At 50.9% G+C, this 17,675-nt stretch carries 15 protein-coding genes; 9 read left to right on the plus strand and 6 right to left on the minus strand.

The window, feature by feature from the left end; all coding sequences use genetic code 11:
• Positions 1-10: 10 nt before the first annotated feature.
• Positions 11-364 carry a hypothetical protein gene (locus tag GA004_RS05035; RefSeq protein WP_283396212.1) on the minus strand — a complete coding sequence of 118 codons (354 nt, stop codon included), beginning with the start codon at positions 362-364 and terminating at the stop codon, positions 11-13.
• A gap of 60 nt (positions 365-424) precedes the next feature.
• On the minus strand, positions 425-628 hold the full coding sequence (locus tag GA004_RS05040) for an immunoglobulin domain-containing protein (protein ID WP_283396213.1): 204 nt from the start codon (positions 626-628) through the stop codon (positions 425-427).
• A gap of 110 nt (positions 629-738) precedes the next feature.
• Between GA004_RS05040 and GA004_RS05045 the strand changes: the two genes are divergently transcribed.
• The 3 genes from GA004_RS05045 (at position 739) to GA004_RS05055 (ending at position 4,401) form a co-directional block, all read left to right on the plus strand.
• The gene (locus tag GA004_RS05045) at positions 739-1,065 is read left to right on the plus strand and encodes a hypothetical protein (RefSeq protein WP_283396214.1); all 327 of its coding nucleotides are present in this window, start codon (positions 739-741) and stop codon (positions 1,063-1,065) included.
• A 234-nt stretch (positions 1,066-1,299) separates the two neighbouring features.
• Positions 1,300-2,505: an MFS transporter gene (locus GA004_RS05050; protein WP_283396215.1), complete on the plus strand. Its 1,206-nt coding sequence runs from the start codon at positions 1,300-1,302 to the stop codon at positions 2,503-2,505.
• A gap of 273 nt (positions 2,506-2,778) precedes the next feature.
• Complete coding sequence (locus tag GA004_RS05055; RefSeq protein WP_283396216.1) at positions 2,779-4,401, plus strand: ABC-F family ATP-binding cassette domain-containing protein; 1,623 nt, start codon at positions 2,779-2,781, stop codon at positions 4,399-4,401.
• A gap of 151 nt (positions 4,402-4,552) precedes the next feature.
• On the opposite strand, the gene GA004_RS05060 is transcribed toward GA004_RS05055, so the two are convergent.
• Together GA004_RS05060 and GA004_RS05065 are read right to left on the minus strand one after the other, a co-directional pair.
• Positions 4,553-6,064, minus strand: a complete 1,512-nt coding sequence (locus tag GA004_RS05060) for a DEAD/DEAH box helicase (protein WP_283396217.1) — start codon at positions 6,062-6,064, stop codon at positions 4,553-4,555.
• A 96-nt stretch (positions 6,065-6,160) separates the two neighbouring features.
• Positions 6,161-8,086 carry a RecQ family ATP-dependent DNA helicase gene (locus tag GA004_RS05065; protein WP_283396218.1) on the minus strand — a complete coding sequence of 642 codons (1,926 nt, stop codon included), beginning with the start codon at positions 8,084-8,086 and terminating at the stop codon, positions 6,161-6,163.
• Here GA004_RS05065 and GA004_RS05070 point away from each other — a divergent pair.
• The 5 genes from GA004_RS05070 to GA004_RS05090 all read left to right on the plus strand — a co-directional run bounded on the left by GA004_RS05070 (position 8,027) and on the right by GA004_RS05090 (position 13,612).
• Positions 8,027-9,193, plus strand: coding sequence for an RluA family pseudouridine synthase (locus GA004_RS05070; RefSeq protein ID WP_283396219.1), 1,167 nt, complete (start codon positions 8,027-8,029; stop codon positions 9,191-9,193). The two genes, GA004_RS05065 and GA004_RS05070, sit on opposite strands and share 60 nt — an antisense overlap.
• 70 nt (positions 9,194-9,263) lie before the next feature.
• The gene (locus GA004_RS05075; protein ID WP_283396220.1) at positions 9,264-9,845 is read left to right on the plus strand and encodes a thioredoxin family protein; all 582 of its coding nucleotides are present in this window, start codon (positions 9,264-9,266) and stop codon (positions 9,843-9,845) included.
• 85 nt (positions 9,846-9,930) lie between these two features.
• On the plus strand, positions 9,931-10,080 hold the full coding sequence (locus GA004_RS05080) for a hypothetical protein (protein ID WP_283396221.1): 150 nt from the start codon (positions 9,931-9,933) through the stop codon (positions 10,078-10,080).
• A gap of 219 nt (positions 10,081-10,299) precedes the next feature.
• On the plus strand, positions 10,300-11,898 hold the full coding sequence (locus GA004_RS05085; RefSeq protein ID WP_283396222.1) for a sulfatase family protein: 1,599 nt from the start codon (positions 10,300-10,302) through the stop codon (positions 11,896-11,898).
• 22 nt (positions 11,899-11,920) lie between these two features.
• Complete coding sequence (locus GA004_RS05090; protein WP_283396223.1) at positions 11,921-13,612, plus strand: sialate O-acetylesterase family protein; 1,692 nt, start codon at positions 11,921-11,923, stop codon at positions 13,610-13,612.
• Between the two features lie 408 nt (positions 13,613-14,020).
• Here the strand turns inward: GA004_RS05090 and GA004_RS05095 are convergent, their stop codons facing one another.
• Together GA004_RS05095 and mpgS are read right to left on the minus strand one after the other, a co-directional pair.
• Complete coding sequence (locus GA004_RS05095; protein WP_283396224.1) at positions 14,021-14,863, minus strand: HAD-IIB family hydrolase; 843 nt, start codon at positions 14,861-14,863, stop codon at positions 14,021-14,023.
• Between the two features lie 4 nt (positions 14,864-14,867).
• Entirely contained in the window at positions 14,868-16,055 is a 1,188-nt protein-coding gene (gene mpgS / locus GA004_RS05100) for a mannosyl-3-phosphoglycerate synthase (protein WP_283396225.1), read from the minus strand.
• 184 nt (positions 16,056-16,239) lie between these two features.
• On the opposite strand from mpgS, the gene GA004_RS05105 reads away from it, so the two are divergent.
• Positions 16,240-17,538, plus strand: coding sequence for an MGH1-like glycoside hydrolase domain-containing protein (locus tag GA004_RS05105; RefSeq protein WP_283396226.1), 1,299 nt, complete (start codon positions 16,240-16,242; stop codon positions 17,536-17,538).
• Positions 17,539-17,675 lie beyond the last annotated feature (137 nt).

Below are 17,675 nucleotides of genomic sequence, written 5' to 3' on the forward strand. Positions count from 1 at the left end.
ACAATTGCGGTTACGCGAACTGGGAGGTTTCTTCCAAGCGGGTGGTAGTTCGGAAAGAATACTGCATGAGACCGTCAAAGATGCTTTCAGCGTAGAGTACGGGATTCAGAAAGTCGGTTTCGAACGAAGGAGAAATACTGAACTGGGCTTGAGGTACAATCGATGTGATAGCGATATTGACAACGAATGTGTAGACCAAGTAGGAATCACTATCGATCATTTCGATTTCGACTAGGGGTAGTTCACCGGAGCTAGGATCATTCGCATCGGTCCGTGAGAGGGATTCGTAGGCGTTGATGATGTCGTCCTTGTCTGGATCGTCCGAGAATTCTCTTTGCTCGGTGGGTACTCCTTGAGCGATCAATGTATCGAGAAAACCAGGGATGACTTCGACTGTAGCAATCTCAGAGAGGGTGCTACCATTCTAATGGGAAACAGCGATGGTGTAGGGACCCGCGTCCGACGGTTGGGTGTCTGCTATGGTAAGTGCCGGGCTTGTCGCGTTTGGGATATCGATATTGTTGAATTTCCAATGGTAGGTTATGGGCAAGTCACTCACCGCCGTAACAGAAAGATTGAGAGCAGTTCCCGTTTCAATTTCTCTGTTTGTCGGTTGAACGCTGATCATAGAAGCATCGCCGCATCTGCCCCAACAGAATAAATCACGGCTTTAAATGTTTGGATTGGCGCATTAAGACTTCCGTATCCTAATGCAGTATACAGAAACTCCCATTGTTCGTGGGTGGAGGATTCGGCGACACCGTTAATAATGGCAAAAATCGGCTGCCCGCCCGCTTCAAAACGGTCGGCAATGGCTCTGCTAAAATCGTTTCAGGTCAAACCAAGGCCAAAAAAGTTTACAAAATCCTGAGCTTGGGCTTCTGCTGCACTCTTGAGATTCAAGGTAACATGAATGACCTCGTTGTCATTGGGATTCTCTCCAATACCGTTGTAGTAATCAGTGATCCCTGGTCCGATGTCAGCCGTTGCCGCCTGGCAAAAGGGACACACCAAGGGCAATGTTCTTTAAGTGATGGTTTCCCAGTTTCATTTGTTCTTCAGTAGAGAGCCTTTTAGGGGGGGTATTCTGAGAAATAGGCTCAAATTTAGATAAGCAGCGGGTTTCTGGCTTTGGTTCGTCGAGAATAGTCGCATAGATTCTGGATTCGGTCTGAGGGAAACGGGCGAAACGCGATTTTGATCGCGGAAACCCTAGTCCGCGAGTAAGGGTAGTGCATTCGTTTTATGAAATGCGGAGCGGTATCGGCTTCAGTCAAATCAATGGGCGAATGACGAAATATGAGTACTATTTGGATTCTCCGATTTACCTGCCTTCTTCAGATAGCGTCGATGGGCATCTTGTTTGTCTTTGAGGCGGTTCGAATGAAGGACGTGGGAGTGGGCGAGTCCGAAATCGGGTTAATTCTAGGATTCAGCAGCGGGGTCTTTATTTTGAGCTCCATCTTTTGGGGCCGATTGGCGGACAAAAGGGGTTGGCATAAGAGGATTGTGGTCTGGGGAACCATTGGGTTCACCGGACTCTTATTCTACTTTGCTTTGTGTACGACCCCTTGGCAGTTTTTCGTCTACGGGATACTGCGATCAGTCTTCATGCCCATGATTGTGGGAATCATGCCGACGATTGCGGTAAAAGCGCACGGGGAAAAACAACAAGGACGGAAATTCGGGATTTACCGAGCCTTTGGCTCAGTCGGATTCATACTAGGGGCGATGATCCTTCCGCTGGTCTTCAACGATATTGCGATTGTGGCTCAAGCCTCTTCTGTTTTCCTGATCGGCTCGCTTTTTCTTATCTCAAAGCTGCCCAAGCCGGAAGCCAGTCACATTCAGAGAGCGCCTCTGGAAATCCGAAATCTGGATTCACTGATCAAGCTCTTCCTCTTCTCCACGTTTTTTATCTCGCTTGCAGATCCCGCAGTGCACGGATTCTTCAATGCCTATGCTCGCGATTTGGGGGGAAGTACGCGATTGCTCGGGCTGCTTGCCGGAATGTTTGGGCTGGTGGCTTTTTTCTTCCTGCCATTGATGGGAAGGGCAATCGATCACTTTCGCCCAAGTTCGGTTCTGGTGATCTCGTTGTTGTTCCAGCCGTTACGGGTGTTTGTTACCTCTACACTGGATGATCCTAATTTCCTCTGGATACCGATTCTGTTTCATGGAATTTGCTGGGGAGGGATGGAAGTTGCCGCAGTCGTGTACTTGTCTCGACGGGTTGAAGAGGGGCAAAAAGCAACAGTCCTTTCTTACTATATGGCGGTCCGAATGCTTGGAACGCTGGTTGGAGCTAGCGTATGTGGATATGTGGCAGAGCATTTTGGATACGTAACGATGTTTCGGACGATATCTGCTGCCGCGCTTGTGGGAGCTCTAATTTATACATTCGGGATCGTTATTAGTCGAATTCGAGAACGGAGTACTCCAGGGATTTCAGGAACCGAGCACCAGCTAAAGTCAGATCAAGCGAGGGGAAATGAACCGTTTTGATAGTGTATTTGCCTATGCTAGAATGAGTGGATTGGGGGGAACCACTTAAATGGAGAATTAGTTAGCCTACAGGAGGTTTCTGTCCATGAATCTACTAAAAATGCGTTAAGACCTCGAGTGGTTATCGATGTTATTTAAGCATAGGATTCATATTACTGCATCCGAGGAACATAAGCCCGTAAAATTCTGGCATTGACGGTGGACGGTGTCGCACGCACAAGTGGCTTTTTTTTTGAGAATCGCTCGATATCGGGGCGCTATTGACCACTTTCCATGATCGCACTGCAAAAAATTCGGCTCCAGTATGGGGAACGCTACCTGTACAAGGATATTAGTGCCACGATTGGGACCTCCGATCGGATTGGGCTGGTCGGCAGCAATGGAGCGGGTAAGAGCACCCTACTCAAGGTGCTGTGCGGCCTAGAAGAGATTGACGGTGGAAAGGTCGACAAAGCGAACTATGTCACTTTCGGCTACCTGCCTCAAGACGGGATAGAAATGCATGGGCGAACTTTGTTCAAGGAGACTGAGTTGGCGTTTGCTGATGTGCTGGGACTAAAGGCTAAGGTGGAGGAAGCGGAGGAGCGTCTTGATGAGATGGATACTTCTTCGGAAGAGTTTTATGAAACCCTCGAATTGATTGGTGAGTGGGAGCATCGGCTAGAGGACTTGGACGCGGGCAAATTGCCGTCTCGGATCGAATCGGTTCTCTTGGGGCTCGGATTTTCGAGTTCCGACATGCATCGTAAGACGGAAGAGTTTAGTGGGGGCTGGCAAATGCGTATCGCACTGGCTAAGCTTCTCCTTGCGAACCCGTCCTTGCTCCTGCTTGACGAGCCGACGAACCATTTGGATGTAACGTCCCAAAAGTGGCTGGAGGATTTTCTTCTTCGTTACGAAGGTTCCCTTTTAATGATCTCTCACGATCGTGGATTTCTGGACATCATCTGCAACCGTACCTTCGAATTGTCGATGGGTTCGCTGCATGTTTACAGTGGCAACTACAGTGTTTTCGAGACTCAAAGTGCTGAGCGAAAAGAGTTGCAGATGAAAGCGTACAAGAGTCAGCAAAAGGAGATCCAACAGGCGGAACAATTTATCAACCGTTTTCGAGCCAAAGCGTCGAAAGCCAAACAAGCCCAGAGTCGTATCAAGGCGCTGGATAAGATTGAGCGGATTCAAATTGAAAAAGAGGAGGATGGCGTATCCTTTTCGTTCGCTCCTCCCCCCCGAAGTGGACAGACGGTCATTAATTTGGTGGATGTATCCAAGTCCTACGGAGACTTGCTAGTCATTCGCGATGCCAATCTTCGCATTGAACGCGGTGATCGGATTGTAGTAGTGGGAGTAAACGGAGCCGGTAAGACGACCATCGCCAAGGTGATAGCGGGGGTGGAGCCTTTTCAGTCGGGAGAGCGGGAGATTGGCCAGAGCACCCATATATCCTACTTCGGCCAGCACCAGGCGGATGAGCTGGACAAGAGTTTAACCGTCCTCGCGACGCTCGAGGAGTCCGCTGAGGGCAAGAATACCACCAATATCCGGTCGATTCTCGGTACTTTTCTCTTCAGAGGTGATGATGTATTCAAAAAAGTGAGCGTGCTTTCTGGAGGCGAGCGGAATCGATTAGCCCTCGCTAAGATGCTAGCGCGGTCGGCCAATTTTCTTATTCTTGACGAACCCACCAATCACTTGGATATGCGTTCTCAGGACGCCCTGCAAAACGCCCTCAAGAATTATACGGGCGCCTATTTGATCGTTTCCCATAATCGGGCATTTGTAGATCCTTTAGCGACGAAAGTACTTGAGATCCGTAAGGACGGACTTTCCCTGTTTCCTGGAAATGTATCCGATTATTTGAGGCATCTCGAAGTCGTCGAAGCGGTGGCGAGTTGATGGGGTGAAGGTAGCGACGGCCCTTGCTTTTGAAATGTTTTATATCTGAGTTTGATCTTAGGAGCGGCTTTATGCCGCGATTTGTTTTTACGGCTGTCAAGCTGGGGCTTGGCGTTCCCAGAATCGCGGCATAATACCGCTCCTACGAATGTCAGTCCTTTTCTCGGATCTTTTTCAAAGCTTGAGCCCAAGGATCGGATACGCTTTTTTCGGGCTGGATCTCGCGGGAAGGCCTGGGTTCTTTTCTGGCAGGTGGCGCGACGGGTTCTGCTGCTTGCTCAGGCAATTTTGCCGATTCTGCGGGGATGGGTTTTTCGATTACCCTTTCGTTGGGCGTCATTGCAACCTGCTCTTTGGTATCTTCTTCGATCGGTTCCGGCAAAGGGGTCTGAGTCGAATCGAGTTCCTGGTTTTCGCTTGCTCGGCTTCGTGACTTTCGAGCGGCCGCTTCGCGGGATTTGTCCTTTTTGCTCTTCCGTTTTCCTTTTATGGGAGCGGAGGGTGAGGGGAGGGCGTTCGGGTCCCATTGGGTTGGAATAAAACCTTCGATTCGCTCCCGTTCGATTTTCATTTCGTGGCGTTTCTCGATCAGTTGAAAGTGCTGATGGTCTCCGATGCTAATAAAGCTGACTGCGATACCGGACTGACCTGCGCGGCCGGTTCGACCTATCCGATGGACATAGTCTGCGGCCGAGCGTGGGAGGTCGTAGTTCACGACGCACGGCAGGTTCGCAATATCAATTCCACGAGCCGCCAAATCAGTGGCCATTAGAACTTGGGTTTTACCCGCTTTAAAGTTTTCCAATGCCCGAGTGCGGCGTTCTTGCTTAAGGTCGCCATGAAGAACTGCCGCTCGTATTCCGTGCTTAGACAGTTTGGCGGTGATGTTGGCGGCTCTTCGTTTTGTGGCTACGAAGACAAGCACTCGGGACAAGTTTTCGGTTTTGAGCAAGTGGCGGAGCAATGCGGTACGTTCGCCCCGATCCACTTCGATCGCCCGTTGTTGGATATTCTCTCCTGGGGTCGATTCAGTCTCTAGTTGGATTTTCTCGGGATCGTTGAGGATCGCATTTGAAATTTCAACGACCGCTGGAGGGAAGGTGGCAGAGAAAAGGAGATTCTGACGAAGCGTAGGGAGTTGCTTGAGGATTGCATCGATCTGGTCAGCGAATCCGAGGGCGAGGAGTCGATCGGCCTCGTCCAGAACGAGTAGCGTCACCTGCGAGAGATCGATCGCCTGACGTTCGACGAGGTCGAGTAGTCGACCTGGTGTGGCGACTATCACGTGGGGCCTTGCTTGTGCGGCTTCGATCTGGGGATCGATATCCACCCCTCCGAAGATTGCGAGGTATCGAGGAACGGGTGTCATCGATTGACTGTAATCTCGAAGCGCGTTCTCAACTTGATCGGCAAGTTCACGGGTAGGAACGAGAATTAGGCTGTTTTCCTGGATCTCGTTTAGCGATGAGTGGGCGAAACGCTGCAGTATAGGAAGAACGAAAGCCGCGGTTTTTCCCGAGCCGGTTTCAGCCGCGGCGATTAGGTCCTTTCCTTGCATCACAAGCGGGATAGCCTTTTCCTGAATGGGAGTCGGGATAGCGTGGCCTTGCACTTCGACAGAGCGAAGCAATGAAGCCGAAAGTTTGAGGGAATCGAATGACACGCTGGGAAGATTGGCGTCTCAACGGCCCTCAGCAATGGCAATCGTATCGAGCTATCAGTTATTCGCAAAGCAAGCGGTCAATCTCTGGCAGTCGTTTTAGGACACTGATTTCCTCGATGTCCGCTCGTCTGCCGCTTTCATGACTGCTTGGAAGGGGACTTGGTCCAGGGCACCGAAAAGGGGATCACGAGTGGTTCGGCTGCGGCTAAGTTTGGGGGAGGATATACCGCAGAGAAAACGAGCGTATTCTCGTGGAGATTTTTGACCCACGGGCTGTTGTTTCAGTATCTGGCCGATCTGAGTCAGTTCTTCGTCGCTAAGAGCTCGCTCGGGGTTGCGGATGGGGACGGTCTGGCTTGTTTGGCAATAACTGCAATGTCCGCAAGGTTGGCCTAGGTCCTCCCCAAAATATTTCAAGACAGCACTCGTTTTGCACGATTCGATGTTGAGCAGCTCGATGACCTGTTGCGTGCGTTCGATATTGAGAGTCTCATTGCGAAAGACCTTTTCCGAAAGGGACTGGATGACGACCTCAAGCAGGGGCCGCTCCAGCAATCGCAATCCCTGTCTCAATCCACTTACCCCAACTTCCAAGTTTCCGCTTTCTTCCAGGTAGTTGAAGGCCTTAACGATTCGGTTTCGGTCTTCCCCAAGATTTGAAGCGGCAGTATCCAGATTTATATAGCTCCACTTTTGCTTCTCGACGGACTGGTCGAATAGCCCCTGAAGGAATTTCTGACGAACCGGGTCGAATTTATCCAGTATTTCGTTTTTGGGAACGATGTAGTTGAATTTATATTCGCTATAGAAAGGAGCGGTAAACTTTATGACTCCATCGAGTTCCAGATAAGTTAGCAATGTGCTTAGAACGAGGGGGCGAATATCGGTTTGCTGCGATAGCTGGTAGAGTGATATGTCGAACTCCGTTTTTTGGGAAAGAATGAATGCGCCGAAGTCACGGATGCTTTCCTCCGTCGGGGTGTCGCCGTAGATGAAATTCTCCAACACGATTAGGTCTTCCGCGGATCCCAGAACTTCGCAGTGGGAGGGTAGGCCGTCGCGGCCAGCTCGGCCAATTTCCTGGGAGTAGTTCTCAAGTGTTTTAGGCAAATTGAAATGGTACACGTTCCGAATATCCGATTTGTCGATACCCATTCCAAAGGCGATGGTGGCGACGACGATCCCGTCTTTTGACGCCATGAACCAGTCCTGTATTTCGGAACGCTTATCGCTTTTCATTCCGGCGTGGTAGGCACGGGCTGAAAAACCCGCTGTGGTGAGGAATTCGGCGACCCTTTCCGCTTCCTTTTGCAATGTTACGTAAACAATCGTCGGTCCCAGGGGTGAAGCGGCGAGTTTCTTTTTGAGCGTTTCATCGCGCTTGCTGGGAGGTGTCGGCGTGAATTCTAGAAACAGGCTGGGCCGATGAAAGCCGGTGTTCACGTAGGCTTCCGGGGGAATCGCGAATTCGCGGCGAATGTCTTCAACGACAGTGGGCGTCGCGGTAGCGGTCAGGGCGAGGACTCGATCGACTTTCAGCTTTCTTCCGGCGATGGCCAGCTTGAGGTACTCGGGGCGGAAATTGTGTCCCCATTCGGAAATGCAATGGGCCTCGTCGATGACCATTAGAGAAATGGGAACGTCTTCAATGGAAGCGAAAAAACGTTCGTTGGAAATTCGCTCGGGTGCGACGTAGAGGAGTTTGAGCGATCCACTGTTCAAGTCCTGGTAGACCTGGCGGGTTTCTTCGGCGGTGAGGGACGAATCGAGTCGGGCCACGGAAATCGAGCGCTTCCGCAAAAAGTCGACCTGATCTTTCATAAGAGCGATCAAGGGGGAGATAACGATTGTCAGGCCGGGAAGCAACAGGGCGGGCAATTGGTAGCACAGGCTTTTGCCACTTCCCGTAGGAAAAACGGCGAGGGCGGATTTCCCATTCAGGATTTGGGTGATGATGGTTTCTTGCCCTTCGCGAAAGGACTCGAAGCCGAAGTTCGTTTTGAGCGTTTCGAGAGGATTCATTGGGGCCACTTCCAAGGCTCGCAAAAGGAATGGGGAGTAGCAAGTTTCTCGAGGTGCTTTCTCGACAATCGGCTCAATTCGCGCGTTATCGGTCTTATCGAAAAGGAACCACAGTCTGAAAATGAAGGGGCTAGCGACCGTTTCATCTCTCCAGAGCTCGACGGAGCTCGATTGGACAAAGCGGTGAAGATTCATTTTAACCTGCCCTGGATAAAGGCCAAGTCCTGGATTGGTACGGGAAAAATATTCGTCAACGGATCCCGCAATATGGCCAAGGATCACGCGGTTACCGCTGGAGATCGTATTGAACTGAGGATGAGCGCTCCCAAGACGCAGGCAGCGTCGGCTCTCGATCCGAAAGAAGTTCTAATGTTCGACGAAGGAATCGTGATCGTCAACAAACCTGCGGGAATGATGACGGTTCCGCATCATTTCAGCGAAGAGGTTGAGACGCTCGACCGGCTCACCCTCGGCTACCTGAGAGCACAGGACAGGGGTGGCAAACATAACCGCTCGAGTCTAGGCGTCGTCCACCGAATCGACAAGGAGACCAGCGGATTGATTGTCTTCGCCCGTACCTTTGCGGCTCAGCAGGAGCTTTCACGACAGTTCCGGGCCCACACGATTGAACGTAGGTATTTTGCGATCGTGCACGGACGTATGAAAAAGCAGACGATCCGTTCACGGCTGGCCCGGGATGCGGGCGATGGGCTCCGCGGTTCGGTGCGACCAGGCAGCGTCAACGATGCGGGAGAAGAATTGGGAAGAGCCGCGGTGACCCATGTTGAAGTCGTAGAGTATCTGGATGGAGCGACTTTAGTCGCCTGCCGTATTGAAACCGGTCGGACTCACCAAATTCGCATCCACTTGAGCGAAGCGGGCCATCCGATTATTGGGGAGAAAGTTTACATCCGAAGGTTCAAGGAGGCGATTATCCCTGCCTATCGCGTGATGCTGCACGCAGCGGAATTGGGATTCCATCATCCGATTTCAGGTGAGTCAGTAAATTGGACGCAACCCTTGCCAAGGGACTTTAAGAATCGACTGAAGTCCCTGAAAATTCGCGGATCGAAAGGGAAGCCCGATAACAATAAAGAGACGAAATAGGTCGGGGATGGCGAGATCCGAGTAGTATTAGAATTGCCAAGTCGGGCAAACCCGATTCACGATCAGGATTATGGCATTTACCCTTGAACTTGGAACCTTCGCTCCCGATTTCGAACTCCTCGCCACGGATGGCGAGTCCTACAGTCTAGAGGATTTCGATAACCATCGATTTCTGGTACTCTTCTTCACTTGCAACCACTGCCCCTACGTGACAGGCTCCGACGAGGTCACGAGGGAGACTACTGAACGATTCAAAGACCGAGGTGTGGGCTTTGTCGGGATCAACGCAAACAGCAAGAATACGTACCCTGAGGACGACTATTCCCACATGGTAGCTCGGATGGAGGAGCATGGGTTTCCATGGACCTATCTGCATGACGAGACCCAGGATGTCGCTCGCGCTTACGGGGCGTTGCGTACGCCTCACTTCTACGTTTTCGATGCGGAACGGAAACTGATCTATACGGGACGTGGGGTGGACCAGCCGCGAAACCGATCAGCGATCACGGTGAACGATTTGGAACGGATGCTTGAAGAAGCAACGAGCGGTCAGCCCATCAGTGTCCCGCAGACCAATCCTATTGGCTGCAATGTAAAGTGGGACGGTAAGGATGCTCACTGGATGCCTGGGGAGGCGTGCGATCTCGTCTAGATTGAAATAGCAGTTGCCCGTACGAGACCTTTTCCCTAGTGGATAGTTGCCTTGTTTGGGCGAGATTTTCATTTTCTCCAATCGAATGAACCCGTGTCTTAGCCTTACCCTCCTCGCTTCGATTGTCCTTTCCGCTTCGATCGACCTTAGAGCTGCGGACCGTATCTCCGTTACCAGAGAGGAGTACCTCACCGAAGGCCGCAATCTGCAGGCGTCTTACAAGCTTAGATATTAGAATTTAATTTAGCCACGAGTGCCTTAGAGTGCTCTTGCTAATTTTTCAGACAGCTGCTTCAGCAGCTGTCTTTTTTTGTGGGTAGGGGAATTCAATGGTTCTGATTCGATTAGCATGGGGCGCCTCGAATCGCTACTCGAACAAAAGCGCGAATTTGGGGCATTGGCTAAAATTGAATTCCCTATTGCTAACCTCCAACTGAATTCGCAATGTTGAGTAATGACCTATTCCTTTTTGAACGTGCTTCCGCTGCTTTTATTTGTTGGATCGATCGTTGCCCCGGCGAGCGTTGCGGCGGCTGACAGTCGTCCCAACATTCTTTTCTGCATCATGGACGATGCGTCTTACATGCACATGAGCACTTACGGTTGCGAGTGGACGGACACGCCTTCCTTTGATCGATTGGCGAATGAAGGAATCCTTTTTCAAAACGCCTACACGCCCAATGCGAAATGTGCTCCCTCTCGATCCAGCATTCTAACGGGGCGAAACTCGTGGCAATTGGAGGAGGCGGCCAATCACATCGTCAACTTTCCTGCTAAATTCAGGACTTTTCCGGAAGTGTTACGGGCGAATGGATACCAGGCCGGCAAAACGGGCAAGGGATGGGGGCCAGGGCTTCCGGGTGAAATCGATGGAAAGCCCCGCGTTTTGATCGCGAAAAACTATGGTTCTGAGAACCTGGACAAGAAGCCCGCGAAGGGAATGTCGATCGAAGACTACGCAGGCAATTTTGAAGTCTTCCTTGAGGAAGTCGATTCAGAAGAACCGTGGTTCTTCTGGTATGGATCGAAAGAGCCGCATCGGCGATATGAATACGGATCGGGACAAAAGCTCGGAGGGAAAAGCATAGACGATATTAAAGAAGTCCCCGGATTTTGGCCTGATAGCGAAGTGATTCGCAATGACATGCTGGACTACGGTCTAGAGATCGAGCATGCGGATAGTCATTTGGGAATGATGATCGAGTCATTGGAGGATCGAGGTCTATTGGAGAATACACTCATTGTCATGACCTCCGACAATGGGATGCCGTTTCCGCGCGGAAAGGCCCAGGAATACGAATACTCGAATCATATGCCCCTCGCCATGATGTGGCCTAAAGGTATACGAAATCCGGGACGTACCGTTACTGATATGGTTAGCTTTGTCGATTTTGCCCCGACTTTCCTCGATGTTGCTGGGATAGGATTTGAGGACTCCGGTATGCAACCTTCACCCGGCCGAAGCTTGATGGATATCTTCGAGTCAAGAAAAAGCGGTCAGGTGAATCCAAAGCGTGACTACGTGGTAATCGGAAAAGAACGGCATGACTATAGTCGACCTGGCAATCAAGGGTACCCGATTCGAGGTATCGTGGGGAATGACTATCTTTATCTTTACAACTACAAGATTGATTTGTGGCCTGCAGGTAATCCGGAACTTGGATACCTTGATGTAGATGGTTCACCTACGAAAACGGAGATATTGGAGCTGTTCCGCTCCGGGAAAGACCGCTCCTACTGGGAGCTGTCTTTCGGTAAGCGCAAGGTCCACGAGGAATTCTTCGACCTCGCGAATGATCCCGAGTGCTTGAACAATCTTGCGAACGATGAGCGATTGACCGAAGTGAAGCACAAGATGAAAGCCCGCTTGGATGCGACTCTGGCGGAACAGAATGATCCTCGGTTTCTGGGGAATGGGGACGTGTTCGACAAATACGGTTTTTCGCAGGGTCATGCATGGAACTTCTACGAGAATTACATGGCCGGGAAAGAATCGAAAAAGAGAACGGGTTGGGTGAACGATTCGGATTACGAGCCCGAGCCTCTGGATTAACAATAGTATCAATTCGTCTGAAATGAAGTTGTCCTCACCTTTTACCCACTTCGTGTTTTTGCGGATTAGTGTGGGTCGCCTGCTATTAAGCGTCGTACTCGCCTTTAGTCTCGGAGTTAAAGTGTTTGGGGATGTTAGACTCCCTGCGATTTTCGATGACCACATGGTTCTGCAGCAGCGGATGGCTGTACCCGTTTGGGGGTGGGCTAGTCGGGGAGAAAGCGTAGTCGTATCTGGAAGTTGGGGTAGTGAAGCCACGGTAGTTACGGATGCCAGTGGACGGTGGATGGTAAACTTAGAGACTCCTGCTTACGGAGGACCCTATTCGGTTGGAGTCCAAGGACGCAATCGGATCGTTCTAGAAAATGTGATGATCGGGGAAGTCTGGCTTTGTGCCGGCCAATCGAATATGGGTTGGAGGTTATCAGCAACCTCGGAAGGGTTTGAGGACTCGGCATCGGCCGACTTACCGAATATTCGCATTTTCCGCTCTGAGCGTGCCCATAGTCCTCATCCTCAAGAAGACGTTTTGGCGAAATGGAAGGTGTGCAATCCCGAATCCGCTGCCCTATGTTCTGCGGTCACGTTCTATTTTGCCCGAAAGCTTCATCAGGAATTGGGAATCCCGGTTGGGGTTGTCTTGCAGCCTTACGCAGGCACACCGATTGAAGGCTGGATGCCGAAAGACATACAATTGTCCGATCCTCGAACTCGAAAAGTTATCGAAGAATTGGATACGGAATCGGATAATTATGATGTAGAAAAAGCGCGTCAGCAGCTAGCCCGGGCCACAGAGCTATGGAAATTAGGAAAGCGTGCGGGGGAACCCAAATTGCGGACGCCAAGCAACTGGGGGCACCAATATCCGGGCAATATATTTAATGGAATGATCCATCCGGTGCGACCCTATGGAATTAGGGGAGCGATCTGGTACCAGGGTGAGCGAAACGCGAAGGACCTAGCTCAAGCGGCAAATTATGTGAACCAACTCCCGCTGTTGATCGACTACTACCGGTCCTCTTGGAACGAGCTCTCCCATGGCGCGGTTGCCCGAGATTTCCCTTTTTACTTTGTCCAGCTGCCCAGTTGGCTTCAGGATCAGTCAGAACCGGTGGAAGCAGACGCTGCCTGGGCCGTGAGTCGGGAGATGATGCGTCTGGTTTCGAATTCAGTTAAGAACACGGGCGTAGCGGTATCGGTGGATACGGGTGACTCAATATTGCTTCACCCAATTGATAAAAAGCCTATTGGGCTACGTTTAGCCTATCTAGCGTTGAAGGAAACTTATGGACGAGATTTCGTTGGTTACGGACCTCGATATCGGTCCCACGAAATCAAAGGTGACACGTTCATCATTACATTTGATTCTATCGGTTCTGGCATGAAGGCAGGTCGCAACGGGAAGTTAGATACGTTCGCGATCGCTGGGGAAGACAGAGCGTTTGTATGGGCGGACGCAAAGATAATAGGGAATCAGGTAGTTATCTCAGCAGATGAAGTACGGAATCCCGCTGCAGTGAGGTACGCCTGGGCGATGAATCCCACCAAGCGAATTTTGCTGTACAATCAGGAAGGAATCCCTGCTTCACCCTTCCGTACAGATGACTGGCCGTTGTTTGATGAAGCTAGTTATGTTCCTTCGGTTCAGGATAAGCCGAAGAAGCCAGAGGGTTATAAACAGGTTACCACAAAACGGCCGCCTATGACCCAGTAGGGAGTGGCTCAAGAATAGTGATCTGATTTCTGTTTGATTCGTCTTTTATCCGAGGGCCAATCCGTTTGGGGTGTATTACTGAGCCCGAGGCCGTCCAGATGTTTGGCAATGGCTCTCGCTTCCGTGTTTGGCACTAAATATTTTTTTGGCTAACAACCGTGTAAGGCGCAAGTGCCTCCACACGGACGCTCATCGACGACCGCTACGTTTTGACCCGCTTGATTTAGCGCATTGATAAAATGGCAGGCCGAGGTACCTGAGCCTATTACGATGGTATCGAAAGAATTGGGGGACATAGATGAGGAGTAAAGGGCTTCCTACCAAACGATTAGCGAGCAAACTCGCTTGCGCCTTTTGGCAGTGGAGTGAGCGTAACGCTTACACCGCTTGCCTATCTTGCCCGATTGTTCACGGGACCAATCCAATGGCATCTCTGATCGCCTCGACCCAGCCGTGAGGACCAATTCCCGAGATTTGCTTTAGTCTTGGGATATCCATCTCATTCCACGATCCATCGGTTTTTTGAACCAAATAGCCTTGGTCGGCAGATTGAAGCATGTCGTGATCGTTGGCGCTGTCTCCGATTGCGATGGATTTCCAATTTCCTCCACTGCTGGCTTGATAAGCATCCAGAAGCATTTTCATCGCAGTCCCTTTATTGTACTCCTTTGATGTGACGGTATAGAAGCGACCGCCGCATAGGCATTGGAGATCGACTTCGTTAAGCTTGGTGTTTACCTCTTTCCATACTTCATCGTCGAGTGAGGCTGTTAGCGTTTCGCTAAACTCGCGATTCTGAGCCCGCTGGGTAGCTGCTTCGCTGAGTCCTGTTATTTTCGAGATTTTTAGAGGCGTTAGCTTTGAGTAGGGACGAAAATCGATTCCCATATCGAGAGACAGTTTAGCGATCGCTTTCTGTATCTTTAGATTAGATACGCCGAGCTTAACAAGTTTACCAAATCCCGGGATAGCCTTTGATGGCTGATCGGAAAGCAAATCGAAATTCTCAGGCACGAAAATTCCACATCCATTCTCTACGATGCAAGGGGTTGATAAACCCATTTCCTTCATGAGATGCAATTGCTCCTCTAGCGTTTTTGAGGAACAAAAAACCAAGGGAATTTTTCTGCGAACTAGTTTCCGGGCTAGTGGTCCTGCTGCTTTGGGCGAGTAGCTCTCAAAGTCGATTAGAGTGCCATCCAGATCCGTGAAGACAATCGTTTTGACAAGCGTTGGCGTTGATTGAGGCACGGTACTACGCCCGAATGCTGGTCGCTTTAAAATTCAAAGCTTTGTCGCATCCCGCAAGGAATGTATCCAGATCGAGTTTTGCCAGTGATGGATACATTCTCACGGGAGCAATCTCTTCGGGACTTCCCTCCCCGTGACGCAGTTTCACATTTTCCATAATCTCGCGCTTGAGAAGTTCGGGGCACAAGGGCGAATGGTAGATCACCGATAGCGAGGCATCGATCATGTCTTCGACATGATCGTCTCCCTTGGACTCGTGCATATGCGGATTACGAGATTCAATTTGGCAAATCGTGATTTTTTCCTGCAAGGCTTTCGGATCATCGGGCTCGATAATGCCACCGTATTTTTCCAGAAGATAGATGAAATGATGGGTTTCCACGGCGTAGCCAGCGGCGTATTCCAGCTTCAGCGCTAGATCCACGCTTAGTGCATGCTCACCCGCGTTTCCCGTTTTCACAATCTCCGTCTCGAAACCGCTAAAATGAGTGAGTAACCGATTCAGCATCATGTTTGAATTCACGGAACTGCGACCCCATTTGGCGAAAAAGAGACTGCTTTCCATTATCTTCGGTTTCGAGTGCCATGAGATCCGGACAAAGGTGTTGGTGGATCCATTCATCGCGAAACCGGCGGCGTATTCGTAAACGTACTCCATAACCGCCCCTGGGAAATAGTTGTCGCTGTCAACAAATCCCAAATACTTTTTACCGAGCCATTTTGCCATAAGCGTACCGACGATCATGCCTTCGGCTTTGCCAGAGCGAACGAGGCCCTGCTCGTCGATGAGCTCCGAGTATCCCGCATCCACGAATGCTTTTGCGATTCCCGGGTCCTTCTGGTGGACAACCATGATTTTCTTCCCGGTGAACTTCCCATAGTTTTCCAGAGCCTCTTTTTCGAGGTTGAAACGGTCGACGGGGCCCCGGGGGCTGTTGGAGACAACTATGACTTGGCAGGGGCTGGGAATGCCCACTAGAACGCCCTCGATGAGCTTGAGTCGTTCATTCTTGACAGGAACCACAATCGCCATTTCCCGCATTCGGTCGTACAGCACCTCGGAAGGGATTCGCTCGATTACAGTGTCATGGCCGTGGATTCCTTCACCCGCATCGAGTTCATAGACTTTTTGTAGTCCGTATATCTGCAGGGACCCAATACGCTCACATTCTCGTGGAATTTCGATTCTCATAGGGATTTTTGATCTAATTTGAGCGCTTGAGCGCTGTTATTCCTCTCTAGCAGATGGAGTGCCAACGAATTTCTAGTCTGAAAGCCTTCGGCGCGGGACGTGCTGATTGGTTCTCTGTTGAAACCACCAATGGAAAGGAGACCCTCGAAGCCTGGGTTGGTTTAGACTGACAAATAACTGCTCAATGAAATCCCAAAGTCTCGAAAAACCCTTCTCGGATGTTGAACTGGATCAACGTGCGATCGCAATTCTCAGGGAAAATGAATGGGGAGGCTACACCTTGCCCACTCGTGGGCTTTATCCCTATCAGTGGAATTGGGACAGCATGTTCGTAGCTCTCGGATTTTCAGAGTTCGATTTGGAACGGGCTTGGACTGAGGTGGAAACGCTATTTCAGGGACAATGGCAAAACGGTATGGCCGCCCACATTGTCTTTCGTCGTGACGACCCTAGCTACTTTCCAGGACCATCTATTTGGGTATCCGGGCAAAACCCTCCCACCTCTGGATGCTCCCAGCCCCCAGTGGCCGCAACTGTAGTGCGAGATTTGTACGAAAAGGATCCTGAGATTGGGCTAGCCCGACTCAAGGAAATCTTCCCGAGGCTGATGGCGTGGCATCGTTGGTTCCATGCGATGCGGGTAATCAGTGGAGGGGCTGCGATTGCGGTAACGCACCCATGGGAGTCGGGCCGAGACAATTCACCGGATTGGGACAGTGCTCTAAGCAACGTCGACCCATCGGGAATAGCGGACTACACCAGAAGGGATACCGGCCATGTGGATCCGTCTATGCGGCCCACCAATGAGGAGTATGATCGATATCTGAAATTGGTCGAGTACGGGCGTGAAACCGGCTGGGATCACGCCCACATCACGCGGGAAGGTCCCTTTGCGGTAGCGGATCCAGGGGTGACCTTTATTTTGATGCGAGCGGATAGGGATCTTCTGGAACTTGCTAAAGTACTGGGGGCCCAGGATTCGGCCCACGAGATTGCTACATGGCTTTATCACGCGGAGGAGGCAGCCGACTATTTGTGGTCGGAAAGGCTAGGGGCTTACGCAGCCAGAGACTTGCGTACGGATGAGTCCGCAACAGGTGTGTCTAGCGTCGCATTCCTGTCCTATTACGCGGGTATCTCCATTCCGCGTCGGGATGCCAGACTTCAGGCGACCCTCAGACGGATACTCGAGGTTTCTAAGTACAGTATTCCCAGTTTCGATCCCGAGCATTCTCGATTTGACTCCAAGCGCTACTGGCGAGGTCCGGTTTGGGCGATCATCAACTATATTGTAGCCCGTGGGCTGGCTGAGTACGGGTTCGAGCGTGAAGCCAATCGAATTCGACTCGATACGAGAGAGATGATTAGAGGGTCGGGATTTTATGAATACTTTGATCCTATATGCGGTTCCGGGGCGGGTGGGGGACATTTCGCCTGGACTGCTGCCATATGGCTCGCTTGGGCATCGCCCATGACAGATTGAACGCAGTACATCGCCTAGACATTTACTAGCTCTACTTTATCTTCTTGGGGTAAATACTTCGGAGCTCATGACGGGCGAAGCCTGTTGTCGGTGGCTTCTTATGTGACTTTGGTAGCGGGCGATCTCCGAGTGCCCAC

Origin of the sequence: Candidatus Pelagisphaera phototrophica, from assembly GCF_014529625.1 — a bacterium.
Classification (GTDB): domain Bacteria; phylum Verrucomicrobiota; class Verrucomicrobiia; order Opitutales; family Opitutaceae; genus Pelagisphaera; species Pelagisphaera phototrophica.